The 20,768-nt window shown below is 70.6% G+C and carries 18 protein-coding genes and 1 pseudogene; 13 read left to right on the top strand and 6 right to left on the bottom strand.

What is annotated here, in order from left to right:
- Nucleotides 1-128 precede the first annotated feature (128 nt).
- Together ACFYO0_RS40475 and sthA are read left to right on the top strand one after the other, a co-directional pair.
- Nucleotides 129-2,930, top strand: a complete 2,802-nt coding sequence (locus tag ACFYO0_RS40475; protein ID WP_388686445.1) for a SpoIIE family protein phosphatase — start codon at nucleotides 129-131, stop codon at nucleotides 2,928-2,930.
- A 143-nt stretch (nucleotides 2,931-3,073) separates the two neighbouring features.
- Complete coding sequence (gene sthA, locus ACFYO0_RS40470) at nucleotides 3,074-4,477, top strand: Si-specific NAD(P)(+) transhydrogenase (protein ID WP_388686444.1); 1,404 nt, start codon at nucleotides 3,074-3,076, stop codon at nucleotides 4,475-4,477.
- A 179-nt stretch (nucleotides 4,478-4,656) separates the two neighbouring features.
- On the opposite strand, the gene ACFYO0_RS40465 is transcribed toward sthA, so the two are convergent.
- The 3 genes from ACFYO0_RS40465 to ACFYO0_RS40455 form a co-directional block, all read right to left on the bottom strand.
- Nucleotides 4,657-5,472 carry an SAM-dependent methyltransferase gene (locus ACFYO0_RS40465; protein WP_388686442.1) on the bottom strand — a complete coding sequence of 272 codons (816 nt, stop codon included), beginning with the start codon at nucleotides 5,470-5,472 and terminating at the stop codon, nucleotides 4,657-4,659.
- 176 nt (nucleotides 5,473-5,648) lie between these two features.
- A complete protein-coding gene (locus ACFYO0_RS40460; RefSeq protein ID WP_388686441.1) occupies nucleotides 5,649-6,698 on the bottom strand; it encodes a hypothetical protein in 1,050 nt (349 codons plus the stop codon).
- 517 nt (nucleotides 6,699-7,215) lie between these two features.
- Nucleotides 7,216-7,407, bottom strand: coding sequence for a hypothetical protein (locus ACFYO0_RS40455; protein ID WP_388686440.1), 192 nt, complete (start codon nucleotides 7,405-7,407; stop codon nucleotides 7,216-7,218).
- A 61-nt stretch (nucleotides 7,408-7,468) separates the two neighbouring features.
- Between ACFYO0_RS40455 and ACFYO0_RS40450 the strand changes: the two genes are divergently transcribed.
- Nucleotides 7,469-7,771, top strand: a complete 303-nt coding sequence (locus tag ACFYO0_RS40450; protein ID WP_388686439.1) for a hypothetical protein — start codon at nucleotides 7,469-7,471, stop codon at nucleotides 7,769-7,771.
- 78 nt (nucleotides 7,772-7,849) lie between these two features.
- Entirely contained in the window at nucleotides 7,850-8,161 is a 312-nt protein-coding gene (locus ACFYO0_RS40445) for an ArsR/SmtB family transcription factor (protein ID WP_386338539.1), read from the top strand.
- Between the two features lie 95 nt (nucleotides 8,162-8,256).
- Here the strand turns inward: ACFYO0_RS40445 and ACFYO0_RS40440 are convergent, their stop codons facing one another.
- Entirely contained in the window at nucleotides 8,257-10,236 is a 1,980-nt protein-coding gene (locus ACFYO0_RS40440) for a heavy metal translocating P-type ATPase (protein ID WP_388686437.1), read from the bottom strand.
- Between the two features lie 208 nt (nucleotides 10,237-10,444).
- Here ACFYO0_RS40440 and ACFYO0_RS40435 point away from each other — a divergent pair, with 208 nt between their 5' ends.
- From ACFYO0_RS40435 to ACFYO0_RS40415, 5 genes are all read left to right on the top strand, one after another.
- Entirely contained in the window at nucleotides 10,445-12,103 is a 1,659-nt protein-coding gene (locus tag ACFYO0_RS40435) for a ricin-type beta-trefoil lectin domain protein (RefSeq protein ID WP_388686435.1), read from the top strand.
- 272 nt (nucleotides 12,104-12,375) lie between these two features.
- Nucleotides 12,376-13,008 carry a nucleotidyltransferase family protein gene (locus tag ACFYO0_RS40430; RefSeq protein ID WP_388686579.1) on the top strand — a complete coding sequence of 211 codons (633 nt, stop codon included), beginning with the start codon at nucleotides 12,376-12,378 and terminating at the stop codon, nucleotides 13,006-13,008.
- Nucleotides 13,005-13,325 (top strand): hypothetical protein, encoded by a 321-nt coding sequence (locus ACFYO0_RS40425; RefSeq protein WP_388686433.1) that lies wholly within the window; start codon nucleotides 13,005-13,007, stop codon nucleotides 13,323-13,325. Before ACFYO0_RS40430 ends, ACFYO0_RS40425 begins: the two co-directional genes overlap by 4 nt.
- Nucleotides 13,322-14,089: a metallophosphoesterase gene (locus ACFYO0_RS40420; RefSeq protein WP_388686432.1), complete on the top strand. Its 768-nt coding sequence runs from the start codon at nucleotides 13,322-13,324 to the stop codon at nucleotides 14,087-14,089. The genes ACFYO0_RS40425 and ACFYO0_RS40420 overlap by 4 nt, the downstream gene beginning before the upstream one ends.
- 110 nt (nucleotides 14,090-14,199) lie before the next feature.
- Nucleotides 14,200-14,763 (top strand): hemerythrin domain-containing protein, encoded by a 564-nt coding sequence (locus ACFYO0_RS40415; protein WP_388686577.1) that lies wholly within the window; start codon nucleotides 14,200-14,202, stop codon nucleotides 14,761-14,763.
- A gap of 61 nt (nucleotides 14,764-14,824) precedes the next feature.
- Here ACFYO0_RS40415 and ACFYO0_RS40410 read toward each other — a convergent pair.
- Nucleotides 14,825-15,404, bottom strand: a pseudogene (locus ACFYO0_RS40410) (NAD-dependent epimerase/dehydratase family protein); the annotation flags it as partial.
- 533 nt (nucleotides 15,405-15,937) lie between these two features.
- Nucleotides 15,938-16,465 carry a hypothetical protein gene (locus tag ACFYO0_RS40405; RefSeq protein ID WP_388686430.1) on the bottom strand — a complete coding sequence of 176 codons (528 nt, stop codon included), beginning with the start codon at nucleotides 16,463-16,465 and terminating at the stop codon, nucleotides 15,938-15,940.
- A 179-nt stretch (nucleotides 16,466-16,644) separates the two neighbouring features.
- Here ACFYO0_RS40405 and ACFYO0_RS40400 point away from each other — a divergent pair, with 179 nt between their 5' ends.
- The 4 genes from ACFYO0_RS40400 (at nucleotide 16,645) to ACFYO0_RS40385 (ending at nucleotide 20,767) form a co-directional block, all read left to right on the top strand.
- Nucleotides 16,645-16,983, top strand: coding sequence for a thiamine pyrophosphate-binding protein (locus ACFYO0_RS40400; RefSeq protein ID WP_388686429.1), 339 nt, complete (start codon nucleotides 16,645-16,647; stop codon nucleotides 16,981-16,983).
- A gap of 106 nt (nucleotides 16,984-17,089) precedes the next feature.
- Nucleotides 17,090-17,218 carry a hypothetical protein gene (locus ACFYO0_RS40395; protein ID WP_388686427.1) on the top strand — a complete coding sequence of 43 codons (129 nt, stop codon included), beginning with the start codon at nucleotides 17,090-17,092 and terminating at the stop codon, nucleotides 17,216-17,218.
- Nucleotides 17,219-17,378: 160 nt separating this feature from the next.
- The gene (locus tag ACFYO0_RS40390) at nucleotides 17,379-19,457 is read left to right on the top strand and encodes a SpoIIE family protein phosphatase (RefSeq protein WP_388686426.1); all 2,079 of its coding nucleotides are present in this window, start codon (nucleotides 17,379-17,381) and stop codon (nucleotides 19,455-19,457) included.
- Between the two features lie 71 nt (nucleotides 19,458-19,528).
- Nucleotides 19,529-20,767, top strand: coding sequence for an acyl-CoA dehydrogenase family protein (locus tag ACFYO0_RS40385; protein WP_388686424.1), 1,239 nt, complete (start codon nucleotides 19,529-19,531; stop codon nucleotides 20,765-20,767).
- Nucleotide 20,768 lies beyond the last annotated feature (1 nt).

The raw sequence follows: 20,768 nt of genomic DNA, 5'->3' as shown, positions 1-20,768 counted from the left end.
CCCTGCGGCATCCGGGCCCTCATGCCTGAGCTTCCAGCCGATGAGGTCGCGGCCGCGCGGCCGAGGCCACGGCTGTCGCAGCGGTGACGCCCTCGCCTCCTGGCATCGTGGAGTGTAGACATGGGCACATGCTCCGCCACTTGGGTCGATCCCGGGCTCACTCGACCTCCTTTGCCAACGGCCGGCGCGCACGGCTCCGGCGTCCCGGTGCTCGCCGGACGCACGAGCAGCGAGCACGGCAGGCGTCGCACGGGCCTGTCGCAGAGCAAGGGCCACCCGCGGACGGGCCCCGGCGGAAGCCGGCCGACAGGTTCCGGTCGGCGTTGAGCGGGCGCAGCGTCGCCGGGCAGGTCTTCGTACTGCAGGTCGTGATCGTGCTGATGCTGGTCGTGGCCGCGGTGGTGGCGCTGGTGCTGCAAGTGCGACACGACAGCACAGAGGAGGCCCGCAGCCGTTCGCTCGCCGTCGCAGAGACGTTCGCCAATGCCCCGGGTATGCGCGAGGCATTGAGTGGTTCTGACCCCACGGCTGTGCTGCAGCCGCGTGCCGAAGCCGCACGCGTGCGGTCAAAGGTGGACTTCGTCGTCGTGATGAACGTCGACGGGACCCGCTACACGCACCCGAAACCGGACAGGATCGGCAAGAAGTTCGTCGGGACCATGGAACCCGCGCTGGCCGGCCGTTCCATCACCGAGGAGATCGAGGGCACCATCGGGCAGCTGGTGCAGGCCGTGGTTCCGGTCAAGGCTCCCGACGGATCAGTCGTGGGCCTGGTGTCGGCCGGCATCACGACCGCCAATGTGGGTGGCGTCGCGGATCGGCAGCTGCCGATCCTCCTCACGGCCGCGGCCGCGGCACTCGGCCTGTCCACGGCGGGGACAGCGTTGGTGAGCAGACGACTGCTGCGCCAGACCCGTGGTCTGGGTCCGTACGAGATGACCCGGATGTACGAGCACCATGACGCCGTGCTGCACGCCGTCCGGGAGGGAGTGATCATCGTCAGCGGTTCGGGGCGGTTGCTGCTCGCCAATGACGAGGCCCGGCAGCTGCTCGGCCTGCCCGCCGACGCCGAGGGCCGGCAGGTTCTCGAACTCGGTCTTGACGCGGACACCGCCGGGCTCCTGGCCTCGGGACGCGTCGCCACGGACGAGGTGCACCCGGTCGGAGACCGGCTGCTGGCGATCAACCAGCGCTCCACGGACCGTCAAGGGGGCCCGCCCGGAAGCGTCGCGACGCTCCGCGATACGACTGATCTGCGCGCCTTGTCCGGACGGGCCGAGATGGCACGTGAACGCCTCAAACTGCTGTACGACGCCGGGGTGGGCATAGGCACGGGCCTGGACGTCGCTCGCACCGCCGGAGAGCTGGCGGAGGTGGCCGTCCCGCGGTTCGCGGACTTCGTCACCGTGGATCTGGCCGACGCCGTACTGAACGGGGAGGATCCGAACAAGGTCACCGATCTGCGCCGCACGGCGTTCAGCGGAATCCGTAAGGACGCCCCGCTGTACCCGGTGGGCGAGCGCATCAGATTCGTCGCTTCCTCCCCCCAGGCCCGTAGCCTCGACACCGGCCAGGCTGTCGTCGAGCCGAACCTCAAGGACGCCCCCGGGTGGCAGGCCCAGGATCTGGAACGCACCGAGCAGGTGGTCGCGTACGGAATCCACTCGCTGATCACCGTCCCGCTGCGGGTGGGGGGCCTGGTGCTGGGCGTGGCCAACTTCTGGCGTTCTCAGAAGCCGGAGCCCTTCGACACGGAGGAGGTGGCCCTGGCCGAGGAACTGGTCGCCCGGGCCGCGGTCTCCATCGACAACGCGCGCCGCTACACCCGCGAGCACACGATGGCCGAGACTCTGCAGCGCAGCCTGCTGCCGCGCAACCTGCCCGAGCAGAATGCCCTGGATGTCGCCTACCGCTATCTGCCCGCGCAGGCGGGGGTAGGCGGGGACTGGTTCGATGTGCTGCCGCTGCCCGGCGCCCGGGTCGCCCTTGTCGTGGGCGATGTCGTCGGCCACGGTCTGCACGCCGCGGCCACGATGGGGCGGCTGCGTACCGCGGTGCACAACTTCTCCGCCCTGGATCTGCCGCCCCATGAACTCCTCGGGCTTCTCGACGAGTTGGTGGGCCGCATCGATCAGGACGAAGCGGAGGACAGCGGTGCCGCGATCACCGGCGCCACCTGTCTGTACGCGATCTACGATCCCATCTCCCGGCAGTGCAGTGTGGCCCGCGCAGGCCACCCGCAGCCCGCGCTGATCCGGCCCGACGGCAGCGTCGAGTTCCCCGAGGTTCCGGCGGGTCTCCCGCTCGGGCTTGGCGGCCTGCCGTTCGAGACGGCCGATCTAGAGCTCGCCGAGGGCAGCCGTCTCGTTCTCTACACGGACGGTCTTGTCGAGGACCGGGAACGAGACATCGACGTCGGGCTCGAGCTGCTGCGCACCGCGCTGGCCGGGGCCGACAGGTCGCCGGAGGACACCTGCCGGGTCGTACTCGACGCGATGCTCCCCGCTCGGCAGAGCGACGACATCGCCTTGCTCGTGGCCCGTACCAGTGCGCTGTCGGCGGACCGGATCGCCGACTGGCAGGTGCCCTCCGACCCGGCGGCCGTCGCCGACGTACGCGAATCGGTCACCCGGCAGCTGGCTCAGTGGGGGCTGGACGACTTGGCGTTCGCGACGGAGCTGATACTCAGCGAGCTGGTCACCAACGCGATCCGTTACAGCAGCGGCCCCATCCGTGTCCGTATGCTGCGCGACCGGAGCCTGATCTGCGAGGTCTTCGACAGCTCGAGCACCTCACCCCATCTGCGTTATGCGGCCACCACCGACGAGGGCGGGCGCGGCCTGTTCCTCGTCGCGCAGCTCGCCGAACGCTGGGGCACCCGCTACACGCCCACCGGCAAGATCATCTGGGCGGAACAGCCGCTGCCCTGAGAGCCGAGATCCGGGCGCAGAGCGACCGGGGCCGGTTGTTCGCCCCGTGAACGGGATCAACCTCACTCCAGTAACGTGCAGTTGGTCCCGGACATGGCTGCCCACCCTTTCGGGTGGGACCTTCGAGCTGTCAGACTCCGGACGTGCCCGACTTCGACATGCTCGTCATCGGATCCGGCCCGGGCGGCCAGAAGGCCGCCATCGCCGCGGCCAAGCTCGGCCGCCGGGTCGCCGTCATCGACCGCCCCGACATGGTCGGCGGGGTGTCCATCCACACCGGGACCATCCCCTCCAAGACACTGCGCGAGGCGGTCCTGTATCTGACCGGCCTCACCCAACGTGATCTGTACGGCCAGAGCTACCGTCTCAAGGAGGACATCACCGTCGCCGACCTGACCGCACGGACCCAGCACGTGGTGGGCCGCGAGGTCGACGTCATCCGCAGCCAGCTGTCGCGCAACCACGTCTCCCTGTTCGCCGGCACCGGCCGCTTCGTCGACGACCACACCGTCGCGCTGCGCGAAGTGACCGGCCACGAGCGGATGTTGAGCGCCGGGCACATCATCATCGCCACCGGCACCCGCCCTGCCCGGCCCGCCAGCGTCGAGTTCGACGACCTGACGATCATCGATTCGGACAAGGTCCTCAATCTGGAGCGGGTGCCGCGGTCCATGGTCATCGTCGGCGCCGGCGTGATCGGCATGGAGTACGCGTCGATGTTCGCCGCTCTCGGCAGCAAGGTCACCGTGGTCGAACAGAGGCCGGGGATCCTCGACTTCTGCGACATCGAGGTGATCGAGTCGCTGAAGTACCATCTGCGGGACCTGGCCGTCACCTTCCGGTTCGGGGAGACCGTCGCCGCGGTCGAACGTCACCCGCGGGGCACTCTCACCATTCTGGAGAGCGGCAAGAAGATACCTGCGGACGCCGTGATGTACTCCGCGGGCCGCCAGGGCCTCACCGACGACCTCGAACTCGACAAGGCCGGTCTGTCCGCCGACCGGCGCGGCCGGATCAAGGTCGACGAGCACTACCGCACCGAGGTGCCGCACATCTACGCCGTCGGCGACGTCATCGGCTTCCCGGCGCTGGCCGCGACCTCGATGGAGCAAGGGCGTACGGCGGCGTACCACGCCTGTGGCGAGCCGGTGAACCAGATGGACGGCCTTCAGCCGATCGGCATCTACACCATCCCGGAGATCAGTTTCATCGGGCGGACCGAGGACCAGCTCACCGAGGAGTCCGTGCCGTACGAGGTCGGCATCTCCCGCTATCGCGAGCTGGCCCGGGGGCAGATCATCGGCGACTCGCACGGCATGCTGAAGCTGCTGGTCTCGCCGGACGACCGCAGACTCCTCGGCGTGCACTGCTTCGGCACCGGGGCCACCGAGCTGATCCACATCGGGCAGTCCGTGATGGGCTGCGGCGGCACGGTCGACTACCTCGTCGACGCGGTTTTCAACTACCCCACTCTCGCGGAGTCCTACAAAGTCGCAGCCCTGGACGCGACGAACAAGATCCGGCAGATCGACCGGCTCAGGGATTGATGTCGACAAAGCTCAAGGATTGACGAGGAGGACTTCGCGTCGATGGCGGCAGCTGAATCCCGTACCGTCCGCTGCGGTCGCCGGCCGCGGTGCGGTGGCACGTCCTGAACCACTCCGGCCCCCGCGACCGCTGAACGCAGCGTCATCACACCGCCTCTTGGGGGTGCGACTTCAGGACTTCACGGCTTTCGAGCGACGCCACCCACAGCGATCACTTCGCCGTCAGTGCCGGTCGTCGTGGGGTCGGGGCGCCAGTCGGTGATGGGTACGACGCCGGGCTCCAGCAGTTCCAGGCCGTCGAAAAAGCCCGCGAGCTGCTGCGGGCTGCGCAGGTGGTACGGGGCCGCGCCGCTCTCGTTGTAGAGGCGGGTGGCCACGGCGTTGGCCCGGTTGGTGTCCACGCTGTCGTTGAACGCGAGGTAGCTGCCGGACGGCAGCGCCCCCATGAGCGTGCTGACGATGGACCGCGCTTCGTCGTAGTCGGCTATGTGCCCGCTGACCTGCATCAGTGTGAGTGCCACCGGCTGAGTGAGGTCGAGGGTGCGGGCCGCTTCGCGCAGCACGGTACCGGGGTCGTGCAGGTCCGCGTCGAGGTAGTCGGTCACTCCCTCACGGGTGCTGGTCAGCAGTGCTTGGGCATGGGCCAGGACCAGGGGGTCATTGTCCACGTAGACGATGCGGGCGTCGGGGGCCATCCGCTGGGCTATCTCGTGGGTGTTGTCCGCCGTGGGCAGACCCGTGCCGATGTCGAGGAACTGGCGGATCCCGGCCTCACCGGCCAGATGGCGCACGGCGCGGCCGAGGAAGGCCCGTGAGTCGCGGGCGAGGTCGGTGATGCCGGGAAAGACCTCGCGGAACGCGTCGCCTGCTTCCTCGTCGACGGGGTAGTTGTCCTTGCCGCCGAGCCAGTAGTTCCAGATCCGGGCCGAGTGCGGCACCGCCGAGTCGATCTTCGCTGATGCCGCGGTGGCGGGGGTGGACGAATCCTGCGTCACCGGACAGCCTCCTTGTGGGGAACCATCGTTGGCCTTAGGCATACAACGTAGGGTCAACTGCCTTCGTTCCGCCGGGAGTTCGCGGGATTGAGGTCCTCTCGACTGCCCCGCATCGCACGCATGCCGCCTCCTGCCCGCGAGGCAGGAGGCGGCCCGTTGTCGGCGCCCCTCGGGAGTTACAGGGGGATGCGTGCCTGGGCGGCGGAGATGACCGGCTCGCGCCGGCGGTGGCGCTGCTCGTACTCCGCCACCTGGCGGGCCACGCCCAGGGAGACGTTCTGCAGCTTGGCCATGATCTGGCTGGGGTCCATGGTGTCGTAGCCGGACCACGGTTCGCTGCCGCGCAGTTGCTCGATGGCGTCCAGGACCGCGTCCCGGTTCGCGTGGGCCCGCTCGTAGCCCTCGATCACCGTCAGGTCGGACTGCGACAGCGGGCGCAGCCGCTTGTTGATCTCGTCGAGGCCGAGCCGGCCGTACCCAGAGATCGGCAGGTCCTCCTCCCGGGTCACCGCGCCCTGGACTTCCTCGGCCATCCGGGTCACTCCCGGCATCTCGCGAACCACGCCCTCGGCCGCGGACTTGGTCTGCCGACCGCTGGTCCGGACGATGTCCCGTAGCCGGTCGGCAGTCGTCCGCACCACCTGCATGAGCTCGTCTCGCATGCTGCCGTCGTGCTGCGGGCCGAAGCCATTGCCCGCGGCCGCCACGGCCCGCGCGTGCGCGGCTACGGTGTCCTCCAGCTTTTCCAGCAGCTCCTGGTCCTGGCGGCGCAGCGACCCGAGCAGATCGGCGGCGGCCTGGTCCTGGACCTCTTCGGCGATGCTCTCCCCGGCGCGGGAGGCGGCCAGCGCCCGGGCCGCGGCCGTGAACTCGCTCTCGGCGTTCTTCAACAGCCGCAGCTCTTTGGCCTGCCGACCGCCCAGCAGCCCGGTCACGAGCGACGACCCGATCGCCAGCGGGAGCATGGCCGTACGCATGGCGCTGCGGGAGACGACCCCCGCCATGTCGACCGTGGTGCCGAGCAGGCCGCGCGGATGCGTTTCGCGTACGTGATGCTCGATCCGCTGAAGGCTGTCCAGGACCTCGGCGACCTGGCGCTCCAGCATCTGGCGGTACGGACCCGGAGGCGTGACCGTCACATCCGCCCGGAACCGGTCGGCGACTGCGGCATGCGTCTGCCGGGCATCTTCCAGCGCCGGTACCAGCGCCTGCGTTATCACTGCCATCTGCTACTCCCTGGGTGGGGGATCGGGCGGCTGTCCGCCGCGCGCGGGAAACGGCTGCTCGTCGGCCCTTTCCACGGCCGGGCAACCCCCACCATCCTGCGAGACCCCCACCGTGAACGCCCGGCGAGCGGTGCTCGGAGGACGGACACCGCACGGCTCGGGGCCCCGCCCGGCGCGGACTTCCCACGCCATGCCACACCTGCCGGATTACTCCGTACGAGTGACGGCGGCGCCCTCGCTGCGACAGCGGCCCGTTGTTGCGGCGCCTGTGCGGTGAGCCCTGCTTCCCGGCCGCGAAATGCAGCCACATCAGTCTGACCCCTCTACCCGGGGCATAGTCACTCAGACACCATCGACCTCATCACCTCTACACATAAGGGCGCCTGATGGAGGCTCCGGGGCAACCCTGCGTAACCTCCCCGGTGCGCAGTAGGTTCGAGATCAGAACGCGCGCGGCCCCCGGGGCGCGCGCGGTCTGGGTCGAGATGAGGGGGGAACCCGGCGCCGGGGGGACGAATTAGCCCGCCCCCAATTCCACAAACAGGGCAGAGGCGCCCGGGGGAGCGGTGATGTGTGGCTGGCCCACGACGAGGTGGTCGGGCAGGACGTCGCACTGAAACCGGAGCGGATCGAGGGCGACCGCGAGACCGCGGTACGGCGGCTGCTGGGCGAGCCGCGCGCCATGGCCAAGTTCCGCGATCATCCCCATGTCGTGACCCTCTTCGATGTCGTGACCGTCCCGCGTGCCAGGCACAAGGCAAGGAGTCGTCATGACCAGCGCCACCGACCACCTCACCCACGAGAACCACACGCACACCCACGGCACGGACTGCGGCCACGTCGCCATCCCGCACGGCGACCACACCGACTACGCCCACGACGGACACATCCACCGGGCGCACGGCGACCACATCGACGAGTACAACGGCGCGGGCCACAGCGTCCACGAAGGACACGGCCATCAGCACGGCGAGGGCTGCGGCCACATCGCCGTGCCGCACGACGGCCACACCGACTACGTGCACGACGGCCACCGTCACGCCGCCCACGAGGGGCACTGGGACGACCACTGACGGCCGGTGGCGACTGGCGCCGATACGCGCAGGTCACGCACCGAATCGGGAACCATTGCCACATGCTAATGTCTGCATATGGCAACGACTTCCCCTCCCCCGGCGAGCGAGCCCGCGGACACCCTGCAGGCCGCCAGTGAGCTGCTGCGAGCCCTTGCCTCGCCCGTGCGCCTCGGCATCGTGCGCGAGCTCTCCACCGGCGGGAAGTACGTCCACGAACTGGTCGCCACCCTCGGCGTGAGCCAGCCTCTGGTCTCCCAGCACCTGCGAGTGCTGCGCACTTCCAGGATCGTCACCGCCCGGCGCCAGGCCCGCGAGACCCAGTACAGCCTGACCGACGACCACGTGGCGCACATCGTGCTGGATGCCATCCGTCACGCACAGGAGTAGCGCTGGCCTTTACGTCCCCGTCGCTCCCCGATGGCCGCCCGGCTTCCCGTCGGGCGGCCGTCGTCGTGCCCGGGTTCGGGCATCGAGTGGTGGCGTCAGCCGCTTCCCACGCCGGCTGCCCGCTGCCAGGCCGTCTCCCGCAGCAGGCGCAGTCCGTTCAGGCCGACGATGACGGTCGAGCCCTCGTGGCCCGCGACGCCGAGGGGCAGCGGAAGGGTGCCGGCCAGGTCCCAGATGACGAGTCCGGCGATGAACACCCCGGCGATGACGAGGTTCTGGACGACCAGTTCCCGGGCGCGGCGGGAGAGGGCGACGGTGGTGGGGACCGCGGCGAGTTCATCGCGGACGATCACGGCATCGGCGGTCTCCAGAGCGAGGTCGGAACCCGCCCGGCCCATGGCGATACCGGTGTGGGCCGCGGCCAGGGCGGGCGCGTCGTTGACGCCGTCGCCGACGACCATCACCTTGCGGCCCGCGCCCTCCATCTCCTTGACCGCGCTCAGCTTGTCCTGCGGCAGCAGCCCGGCGCGTACGTCGTCGATGCCGGCCTCGGCGGCCAGGTGGGCGGCGGCCCGGGCGTTGTCGCCGGTGAGCAGGGTCGGAACGGTGCCGGTCAGCTTGGCGAGGGAGGCGACGGTGGCGGCGGCGTCCGGGCGCAACCGGTCCGCGATGCCCAGTACTCCGGCGGGGAGGCCGTCGACCATGACCAGGACCGCGGTACGGCCGGACTCCTCGAGGTTCTCGGCCATCGCAGCGGACGGGTGCTCGGCATCGTCCAAAAGGCGGGCCGGGGCGCCCACCGCGACCGTGCGCCCGGCGACGACGGCCTTCACCCCGACGCCGGGTGCGGACGTGAAGTCCTCCGCGGCGGGCAGGCCGAGGCCACGCTCGCGCGCCGCGTCCACGACCGCTCGGGCCAGCGGATGCTCGCTGGGGTGCTCGGCCGCCGCCGCCAGCGCCAGCAACTCGTCCTCCTCCAGGCCGGTTCGGGGCAGTGGCCGGACGTCGGTCACGTGGGGGCAGCCTTCGGTCAGCGTGCCGGTCTTGTCGAGGGCGACCGTGTCCACCTGGCCGAGCCGCTCCATCACCACGGCCGACTTGACGAGCACGCCATGCCGTCCGGCGTTGGCGATCGCGGAGAGCAGGGGCGGCATGGTGGCCAGTACGACCGCGCAAGGGGAGGCCACGATCATGAAGGTCATGGCCCGCAGGAGCGAGCCGTCGAGTTCGGCGCCGAAGACGAGCGGCACGAGGAAGACGGCGAGGGTCGCGGCCACCATGCCCAGCGAGTAACGCTGTTCGACCTTCTCGATGAACAGTTGAGTGGGCGCCTTGGTCTCGGACGCCTCCTCCACCATCCGTACGATCCGGGCGATCACCGAGTCGGAGGCGTCGCGCTCGACGCGGACCCGCAGGGCTCCGGTGCCGTTGAGGGTGCCCGCGAAGACCTCGTCCCCGGGTTCCTTCGGCGCGGGGAGCGGTTCGCCGGTGATGGTCGCCTGCTCGACCTCGCTCGCTCCGTCCAGTACGCGGCCGTCGGCGCCGACGCTCTCTCCGGGGCGTACGAGGATGATGTCGCCGACCGCCAGCTCCTCGACGGAGACGGTCTGTTCGCCGCCGTCCGGAGTCAGCAGGGTGGCGGTGGAGGGAGCCAGGTCGAGCAGCCCGCGGACCGAGTCGGCGGTGCGGGCGGTGGCCAGTGCCTCCAGCGCGCCGGACGTCGCGAAGATGACGATCAGCAGGGCGCCGTCCATCACCTGCCCGATCGCGGCCGCGCCCAGGGCGGCGACGATCATGAGCAGGTCGACGTCGAGGGTCTTCTCCTTGAGCGCCTTCAGTCCCTCCCAGCCCGGTTCCCAGCCGCCGGTGACATACGCCAGTGCGTAGAGCGGGCCCCAGGTCCAGGCGGGGGCTCCGGTCAGCTGGAGGGGTAGCGCGAGCAGGAAGAGGGTGGTGGCCGCGGCAGCCCAGCGCGCCTCGGGGAGCGCCAGGATGCGGGTGCGCCGCCGGGGCGCGGTTCCGGCGCGCTCGGGCCCGGCCCGGTCGACCGACGGCTGGGTGAGCGTGGAGGTCATCACTTTCCTTCATGAGGGGCGCATGGGGGCGTGCGGGCAGACGGTGGTTCCCGGGCCGCACCGGCACCATACAGGATCACATGAAGAGCAATTCATGTCTTCATGTACGCACCCGCCGTCCCCTGTCGTCACTAGGGTCGCTCCAGACCCACAGACGCGACGGGATTCGGACGGGCAGTAACAGCGTGTGGTGCGAGGAGGCACGGGCATGGCTCGGGGCGACGAGTCCGACGAGTACTGCGACACCGAGGCCGACGGCGGCGAGCAGGCCCCCCAGCAGCCGATGCCGCCCGAGCGGGACGAACTCCCTTCGGTGTCCGATGCGCGGCTGACCGATCTACTGCGCGCCGACGCCCGGACCGCGCGCCCGGCTTGGCGCGAGCTGCGCAGCCGCCACCGGCCCGCGGTTCTCTCGTACGCTCGTCTGTGCGCCGTCGACGAGTCGGCGGCCCATCGGATCACTGCGACGGCCTTCACCCTCGCGGCCCGCGAGACGGCGCGCGGCCTCGAGCCGCGCACGCCCTGGCGGCATCAACTCCTGCTGCTCGCCTGCCGCGTGGCCGTCGAATGGTCCGCCGACGAACGTGCCGCCCGTCTCGCCCCGGGTCTGCTCACCCGCCTGGGCGAGGCGGATGCGGGTCCCGACGGTCCCGTCCCGCCGATGCTCGCCGCGTTCCTGACGCTGCCCACGCGGGTGCAGGGTCTGGTCTGGTACGGCGTCGTGGACGGGGAGTCCGAGACCGACACCGCTCGCCTTCTGGGCGTCAGGCCCGAGGATGTGGCGTACGGCATGGAAGGGGCGTTCCAGGCCGTGTGCCACTCCGTGCTCACCACGCGCCTCGCCGGTTCGGACGATCCGGACTGCCAGGACTTTCGCCGCCTGATCGAGGAGGCCGTACGGCCCGAGAGGCCACGCCGCAGCGCGGACCTCGTCGCCCATATGGGCAGCTGCCCGCACTGTGCCACCGGGTACGAGGAGTTGGCGGCCCTGCGCGACACTCCGCACGCCGCTCTGGCCGAGGGGTTGCTGCCCTGGGGCGGCACGGCCTACGCCATGGTCGGCGGGGCGGCGGGCGAGGGGCGGCAGGAAGCGCGTACGACAGCGGGGAAGGACGAGGGTCCGGCCGGCTGGTGGAGCTGGTCGGCGTGGTGGCCGTCCCGCCGCTTGGCGATCGTCTCGGCAGCCCTCGGTGTCGCGCTCGCACCGCTGCTGGTCTACCTGCTGACGCAGGGTGACTCAGGATCGCAGGAGACGGCCGGCGCTGTGGACACCCCGACGCGGCCGCCCTCGGTCACCGCGACGTCGACGTTCTCGCCGCCGCCGACCCTGTCCGCCACGGCCCAGTCCCCGACCCCCGAGCCGACGAAGCCGTCGCCCCCTGCCTCACCGAGCCCGAAACCGACGCCCACGCCGACACCGACGCCGACGCGTACGAAGCCCCCGGCGTCCGGGCCGCCGGACGGCTCCTACGCCCAGGTGGTGAACGTCGACTCGGGCCTGTGCCTGGACGTCGAGGACGGCGACTTCGACAACGGTACGAACGTCATCGCCGCCGACTGCTCGGCGTCACGCACCCAGCGCTGGCGGGTCGACGCCGGCCGTGGAGCCCTGCAGTCGTTCGCCGACCCGGACTTCTGCCTGGACAGCCGGGGCTCCGTCGACGACGGCCTCGGTATCTGGACCTGCGAATCGCTCGACAGCAGCAACGGCGACAACCTTCGGTTCGCGGTGGAGAGTACGGGTGTCATCCGCCCGGCCATCGCCCCGGACCACGCCCTGACCCCGGCCGACGGCGAGGGCCTGGATCTCGAACCTGCCGACGGAGACGACGACCAGCGCTGGAAGGCGGGGGCGGGGGTCGACTGACCTCGGCTGCGCGCCCGGCCCTTGGGGGACGTGGTGCGCCACGGTGGCAGGCCGTAGGTACGGGGCGTGGCCACGAAACGCCGACCGTCATTCCGTACCGCTCCGGAACCCTGATTGATCCGTCGTGCGATGGAGACCCGTACAGCCATCAGCGCAGGGTTCGTCGGAGACGGCCGGCCTGCATCGCGTGTGCGGCGGCGTCCGGAAAGGGAGCAGCAGTGGCGCAGAACGCGGATGACGCCGCTCTCGACGGGCGGCGCCCGGCTCCTGACCTGCATCTGGCGGGCGGTGCGGGTGAGGGGAGCCGTCGGCCCGACGCGCGTGCCCAGGAGCTTCCGCCCGACCGCCACCAGGCGATCCTGGAGGCGACCAAGCAAGTCGCCTCCCTCCTGAAGAGGAACGGGCACGACTTCGCTCTGGCCGGGAGTGTCGCCGTCTATGCCCATGGCGGGGTGGGCAATCTCCAGCACGATGCCGACTTCTGTATCAGGCCCGAGGACGCCGAAGCGGTCGCCGCCACGCTGGAGGACGCCGGTCTGACGGTGTACGCGCCTCCCGAGGACTGGCTGCTGAAGGCCAAGTGTCTCGGCCAGGACGTGGACCTGATCTTCGGGCTGGCCCATGAGCCGGTCAGCACCGAGCTGCTCGGCAGGGCGCAGGACCTGTCGGTGGACTCCGTACAGATGCCCGTCCTGGCACCCACCGACCTGCTGCGGAGCCTGCTCGCCGCCTTCTCCGAGCACCACTGCGACTTCGGCGCCGTCCTGCCGATCGCCCGGCTGCTGCGCGAGAAGGTCGACTGGAAGCAGATCCGCCGCGAGTTCGTGGACGTACCGATGCCGGCCGCCTTTCTGTACTTGCTGGAGCGCCTGGACGTCATCGCACCGCAGGGAGGAGATCAATGAACGCCCATGCCGGACACGACCCGGGTGGTACGGGGACCACGGCGGACGTCGGTGCCGCCGAGACCCACGCCGAGAACAACATCGAGTACCGCATCGCCCATCTGCAGGAGCGGCTCGCCGCCGGCGAACTGGGCGAGCTCGGTATGCGCGTCGAGCCGCGGGGTTCGGCCGTGACGGTCATGGGCACCGTGCCCACCGCGCACTGCCGGGAGGAGCTACTGCGCACCGTGAACGAGGAACTGGCCGGCCTTGCCGTTCATTACGACATAGTCGTGGCCGAGGCCGCGGCTCCCGATCACCCGGAGGAGGTGGCATGATCCGCGTCGCGGCCGTCGGGGACATTCACATGGGGGTGGACAGTCAGGGCCTGCTCAGGCCGGCCTTCGACACGCTGGCCGACTGTGCCGACCTGCTGCTCCTGGCCGGCGACCTCACCCGGCACGGAACGCCGGAGGAGGCGCGGGTGGTCGCCGAGGAGGTGGGCGGTCTGCCCGTGCCGGTCGTCGCCGTGCTCGGCAACCACGATCACCACGACGAGAAGCCGGAGGAGGTCACCGCCGTGCTGCGCGCGGCAGGTGTGCGCGTTGTCGAGGGGCAGGGAACGGTCGTCGAAGTCGACGGCGTGCGTGTCGGCGTCGCGGGCACGAAGGGCTTCGGTGGCGGGTTCGTAGGCCGCAGTGGCAGTGAGTTCGGTGAACCGCTGATGAAGGAGTTCATCCGGTACACGCGCCGCTGCGCCGATGGCCTGCGTACGGCTCTGGACGAACTGGCCGGGCAGGGCTGCGGGACGCGGGTCGCGCTCACGCACTTCTCGCCCGTGCCGGACACGCTGGCCGGCGAGCCCCCGGAGATCTATCCGTTCCTCGGCAGTTACCTCCTGGCCGAGGCGATCGACACGGCGGGCGCGGACCTGGCCGTCCACGGACACGCCCACGCCGGTACGGAACACGGGATGACCAGCGGCGGCGTCCCGGTCCGCAACGTGGCGCAGCCGGTCATCCGCAGGGCGTTCAGCGTGTATCACCTGCACGGCCGTGAGGAGCCGACGACGGCTTCCGCCTCCGCCGGCGCCTTCGGCTGAGCAGGCACCGGCCGGGCGTTAGCTCCCAGCCAGGCGGGGGCACCCGGAGGCCGAGTGGGGTCCTGACCAGGGGCCGCCGCACCTTGACCGAGGTACTGGAGGTACTGGACATGGCACACGAAGGAAACGTCATCACCGAGCTGGTGACAGACCACCGGGAGGTCGAGGAGATCTTCGGCCGGATCGAGGCGCTGCCGCCCGGCGACAAGGACCGCAAGGTCTACGCCGACCAGGCCACCATGGAGCTCGTCCGGCACTCGGTGGCCGAGGAGGAGCATCTCTACCCGGCCGTGCGGCAGTACCTGCCCGACGGGGACACGGTGGCCGACAAGGAGATCGACGACCATTCCAGGGCTGAGCAGATCATGAAGGACCTGGAGAGCTGTGAGGCGAGCGATGCCGAGTTCGACCGGCTCATAGGCATGCTGATGAACGAGATCCGTTCTCACGTGGCCGACGAGGAGGAGAACCTCTTCCCCATGCTGCGCGACACTGCTCCAGCCGAGGCCCTGGACGAGCTGGGCGACAAGGTCCGGCAGGCGAAGAAGCTGGCACCGACGCGTCCGCATCCCTCCGCACCGGACAAGCCCCCGGCCAACAAGCTCCTGGCTCCCGGAGCCGGACTTGTCGACCGCGTGCGCGATGTGCTGACGGGGCGCGGGAAGAAGGAGTGACGGCAACGGCAGGATTGGGCCGGCGGGGCGCGGGTACTGCGGGGAGTCGTCCACGCAAGAGGCCGTCGTGACCGCGCATCCTCGGGCCGTACGTGTTGAACAGCCGCACGATGGCGGTGTCGGTGCCGTGGGTTTCGGCGTGCGCGGTGGTCAGCGCCTCACCGAACCGTTTGGCCTCGTCGTACACGCTGCGGGGTCCGACCGGGTTCACATTGCCCCAGTAGCGCTCGTTCTGGGGGTTCTGCTGCGGGTCGCCGTAGATCTCGGATGTGGAGGCGAGAAGGAAACGGGCGCCGGAGTCGTGGGCGAGCCCCAGGGCGTTGCGGGTGCCGAGGCTGCCGGTCTCCATCGTATGCAGGGGCAGCCGGAGGTAGTCGGCGGGGGACGCAGCGGGCGAAGTGCAGTACGAGATCGGGCGGCCGCTCGACGGTGAGTCCCTCGGAGACGTTGGCCTGCACGAGGGTGAATCCGGGACGGTCGAGCAGGGCGGCCACGTTCTCGGTCCGGCCGGTGCTGAAGTCGTCCACACAAGTGACCGCCGTGCCGGAGTCCAGCAGAGCGGTGCACAGGTGCGAACCGACGAAGCCCGCGCCGCCGGTGACGACGGCATGGTCCCGGTTCCGTGCGGGAACGGTGCTCATGTCGATCTCCTCTGTACACGGCGACTGCGAATCGGCCCCCATTCCTTGAATCGGCCCCCATTCCTTCGCCTTCCTTCGCCTTCCTTCGCCTCTGGGCTGCTGATGTGGCCGAAGGCCGTCGAGCTCTCGATCAGCGTCCGCCGCGGGGGCGCCGAGGGCTCGGTGGTCTACGGCATTCGGGTGACTCACGGAGCGCGAAGGCCGACTCCCGGTGCCCGGTCGGACGGGGCGCCGCGGCGCTGTCGCGGCGGGCTGGACGCACTGTCGGCCGCCGTCGCCGGGGCCGGAAGGGACGCGCCGCCGACAAGGGCGTGCGCAGCCGGCCCGCAGTCGCGCGGAGGGCAGGCGGACTGGGCATGGACGCTGAACGCCCGCCTTGGCGCCACCCGTCAGCCGGAGGGCCACCCGTCCTGCCCGCCGACGGCCCGGGGGCCACGGCCTCGTGTCGATTGCTGCTTGGACACGCGTCACCGGGTCCCCAAACGACCACGGGACATTCCTGCCCTCGGACGGTCGGCGTCTGTGCCCCTGTTTCAGGCGCTCAGCGCCTGCCCCGGCCGCAGGCGGTCGAGGAGGTCCGCGTGGTGCAGTTCGGCTATCGGCGCGAGGAGGTCGGGGTGGCGCAGCAGTGCGGCCGCCCGCCGGTCGCGGTCGTCGGGAGCGACCAGGCGGCGGAACTCGGCCCGCGCCGAGGACAGGTGGCTGGAGTCGGCGAGCGCGGACACCGCCTGCCCGGCCAGCACCGGGTCGGTGAGCAGGCAGGCGGCCCAGCTCGCCACGACCTCGTCCACCCAGGTCCGCCACGCGTACCCGTCCGCGTCGTTGGCCGCGGCCCCTTCCGCCCCCGTGATCCAGTCGAGCCGGTCGGAGCCTCCGGGGCCCGCCATGCCGACGAGCGCGGCGTCCATCGGTGTCGGATAGCGCAGCCACGCCGCGACGGTCACGGCCTGCCGGGCCTGCGCCTCACAGAGCGCGGCGTCCAGCGCACCGCCGCCCGGCGGATACGCACACGTCAGCCACTGAGCGGTCGCCGCTATGACCGGGGAGAGATCTGCGTGCACTGGCCGTCCGCAACAACTGGGGGTGGGGAGCAGCACGGTAGCCCGCCGCTCGCCTGAGCGAAATGGCCCAGGTCACGGAAGCGACGTTGCTTCGCCCACATCGTCGGCTCGAAGCGTCGGCCGGTGCCGTTCGCCCCGTCGGCCAAGGAACCCGACAACGCCAAGGCAGCGGTGCCGACATGACGGAGCTGACTGGCGCCGAAGCACTCGTGGCGCAGCCGGAGCGAGAGGGCGTACGACATGTCTTCGGCGTGCCGGGCGTTCAACTCGACCATGTGCTGGACGCGTTCGCCCGCTCCATCGAGGCGTCGATCAGTTACATCACCGCCCGGCATGAACAGGGCGCGGCCCACATGGCGGAGGCGTACGCACGGACGACCGGACGCCCCCGTGTCTGTCCGGTGGTGCCAGGGATCCTGGCGTCCTCAACGCGCTGCCCGCTCGCCACGGGTTACGCCTACTCGTCCCCGATGCTGGTGGTGGCCGCCGACATCGCCTCGACGCCGGCCGGCCGGTGACTGGCCATGCTGCACGAGCTGCCCGGCCAGGGCGGCATGTTGGGGTCGGTCACCAAGTGGTCGGGGCGAGCCGGGCCCGGCGCTGATCGAGGTCCTGGTGGGCGATATGCCCAGTGTGTGGCCGCTGCAGCTGGGCGGCGGCCCCGGGTTCGGTACGGGACTGACGCATATCCCGCGGCGCCGGATCGTGACGTATGCGGTGATCTGCTACGAGGCGTCACCGGCCCTGCCGTGATCTCCCCTGCCCTCCCGGCGTCTTCGCCGGACAGCCGGTGGTGTGTTGAGGGATGGTGGAGAAAGACGAGGGCAACGCCGGAGGGCAGGGTGACCGCGATAAGACTGGGAGAGTCGGCGCGTGGAACGGTGTGCCGCATGGATCGAGGGCGGTGCGAGGGATGAGCGCAGCCGGATCTCCCGTGACCGAGGGTGACGAACCCGTTCGCGGGCCGGTGCAGCCGAGCGGGCTGCTCGATGTGCTGGGCGTGGCCTCGGTGGTGCTGGACACCAAGGGGCGCGTCGTGCTGTGGAGCCCGCAGGCCGAGGAGCTGTTCGGCTACACGGCGCAGGAGGCGCTCGGCGAGTACGCGGCCCGGCTGATGGTCCACGAGGAGCACGCCGATCTGGTCGTCAAACTGTTCGCCGACGTCATGCTCACCGGCGAGGGCTGGGCCGGAGCCTTCCCCGTACGGCACAAGAACGGCACCACGCGCCTCGTGGAGTTCCGGAACATGCGGCTCCTGGACGACCGCGGTTCCGTCTACGCCCTCGGTCTCGCCGCCGATCAGTCGACCGTGCGCCGGCTGGAGCGGGACGTGGCGCTGTCCGCGCGGATCGTCTCGCAGTCGCCGATCGGTTTGGCCGTCCTGGACACGAATCTGCGGTACGTGTCGGTCAATCCGGCACTGGAGCGCATAAACGGCGTCCCCGCGAAGGAGCACATCGGCCGGACGGTCCGCGAGGTCCTGCCGTCCGTCGACGCCGGCGCTCTGGAGTCAGCGGCGCGCCAAGTGCTGGACACCGGCGTCCCGCTCGTCGAGCAGCACACCATCGGCCGCACCCCGGCCGATCCGGACGAGGATCATGCCTGGTCGGTCTCGTTCTATCGGCTGGAGGACGCCATCGGCACGGTGCTGGGCGTGGCCACATCGGTCGTGGACGTCACCGAACGGCACCGGGCGGGTATCGAGGCCGAGGCCGCGCGGCGCCGCCTGGCCGTCATCGCCGACGCCACCACGCGTATCGGCACCACGCTGGAACTGGACCGCACCGCCCGTGAGCTGGCCGACGTCGCCGTGCCGGAACTCGCCGACATCGCGGCCGTGGATCTGCTCGAGGCGGTGATGGAGGGCCGTCCCAGCGTTCTCCGGCCCGCTCAGCCGGCGGTGATCCGCGCGCTGGCCGTCCAGGCGGACCATGTCACCGAAGCGCTCGGGGCGGCGGACCCCGCCGGGCAGGTCGCCCGCTATGAGCCCGACCGGCTCGTCACCCAGTGCGTACGGACGGGCCGACCGGTCATGGTGCAGCGGGTGGAGGACGCCGACCTGGTCCGCATCGCCCGCGATCCGGAATCGGCCGCGCTCCTGGCGCGGGCGGGCGTCCATTCGTATCTGGCGGTGCCCCTGATCGCGCGCGGCGAAGTGCTCGGCGCCCTGGATCTCAAGCGGACCCGCAACCCGCTGCCGTTCAGCGAGGACGACCTGCTGCTCGCCCGGGAGCTGGCCGCCCGTGCGGCGGTGCAGATAGACAACGCCCGCTGGTACCAGAACGCCCGCAACACCGCCGTCACTCTCCAGCGCAGCCTGCTGCCGAGTCATCCGCCCGAGACGACCGGACTCGAGGTCGCCTCCCGCTACCAGCCCGCGGGCGCCGTCGGCGAGGTCGGCGGCGACTGGTTCGACGTGATCCCCCTGGACGACGGCAAGACCGCTCTTGTCGTGGGTGACGTCATGGGCAGCGGCATCGACGCCGCCGCGACGATGGGCCGACTGCGGACCGCGACGAGCACCCTGGCCTCGCTCGATCTCGAACCCCACCGGCTCCTCGAACACCTCGACAAGATCACCGCGGGCCTGGACCACTACATCGCCACCTGTGTGTACGCCATCCACGATCCCCATGCGCGGCAGTGCAGCTTCGCCAACGCCGGGCACCTGCCGCCCGCCCTCGTCCGTCCCGGCCACAGCCCGAAACTGCTCGAACTGCCCACCGGGGCACCGCTGGGCGTGGGCGGCGTCCCCTTCTCGACGACCACCGTCGACCTCCACCCCGGCGACCAGCTCGTGTTCTACACCGACGGTCTCGTCGAGACCCGCCAGCACACCCTCGACGAACGCCTCGACACGCTCCTGAGCCTCCTCGACGACCCCGCCCGCCCCCTGGAAGACGTCTGCGACCTCCTCCTGCGCACGCTGCACCACCCCGACAACCACGACGACGTGGCCCTGCTCATCGCCCGCGCCCAGGAGCAGACGTAACGGTTCGTCTGCTCCCCAACACCCGTGGCGGGAAAGGCAGTTGACAGCGTCGCGCAAACCGGGTCACGGTGATGACTCGCCGTGCCGGGAGGTCGTCGTCCATGGCTGTGTCCTCAGCACCTCGTCCCACCGCACCCCGCAGCGATACCGAACTCGTCGAACGTGTACGGGCGTTACGCCCCCTCATCCGCGGGCAGGCCCTGCGTACCGAGGAGGAGAGGCGGGTGACGAGTGGAGTCGTCGGGGCGCTGACGGAGGCCGGGATCCACCGGATGAACGTCCCCCGGCGGTACGGCGGTTACCAGTCGAGCCTGCGCACCCAGGTTGACGCGCTGGCCGAGATCGCCGCGGCGTGCGGTTCGGCCGGCTTCATGGCGCTGATCCAGGCCGGGTGCTCGTACATCGCGGCGCTCTTCCCCGACGAGGCGCAGGACGAGATCTTCACCAGCCCCGACGTCCGGGTCGGCGGCACCCTCATTCCGGACGCGACCGCGGTCGCGCGGGACGGCGGTTACGTCGTCAACGGGACCTCCGGCTTCGCCACCGGCTGCCAGGACGCCGACTGGCATCTGCTGACGGTCAGGGTCGAGTCGGGCGACGGGCGGGGCGGGCCGCCCGAGGTGCTGTGGACCGCCGTTCCCATGGCCGAGTTGGAGGTCCTCGACGACTGGCATGTCTCGGGTCTGGCCGGCAGCGGCAGCAACAGCGTCGTCGCCCGCGACGTCTTCGTCCCCGCGCATCGCGTCCTGCCGGTCGGGCCACTGCTCGGCGGCGGCTTCCCTTCGAAGACAAACGCCGACGACCCCTTCTACCGCATGCCGGTGCTCATGCTGTTCTGCGCCTGGACGACGCCGAACGCGCTCGGCGTGGCGCGGGGCGCGCTGGAGGAGTTCACCGAGCGGATCCACCGCCGGGGCATCACGTACACCTTCTACGAACGGCAGAGCGAGGCGGCGGTCACACACCTGCAGGCGGCCGAGGCGGCGATGAAGATCTCCTGCGCCGACCTGCTGACCGGCGAGATCGTCGCACGGATCGAGTCCAGGGCGGCCAGTGGCGATCCGTACACACTTCAGGAACGGGCGAGGACCCGGGCTCAGAGCGGCTATGTGACGCGGCTGTGCAAGGAGGCCGTCGACCTGATCGGCTCAGCGTCCGGCGCGTCCTCTCTGCACCGGGAGGTGCCCATCCAGCGGGCCGTCCGCGACCTGCATGCCCTGAGCCTGCACTCGTTCGTGAACCCGGCGACCAATCTGGAGTTGTACGGCAGGGTCCTTTCCGGACTGGATGCCGGTACGCCGTTCCTGTAGC

It is taken from the genome of Streptomyces sp. NPDC006365 (genome assembly GCF_042870755.1).
In the GTDB taxonomy this organism is placed as follows: domain Bacteria; phylum Actinomycetota; class Actinomycetes; order Streptomycetales; family Streptomycetaceae; genus Streptomyces; species Streptomyces xiangluensis.
Note: the sequence above shows the minus strand (reverse complement) of the source record. Positions and strands in the feature narration are given on the sequence as shown.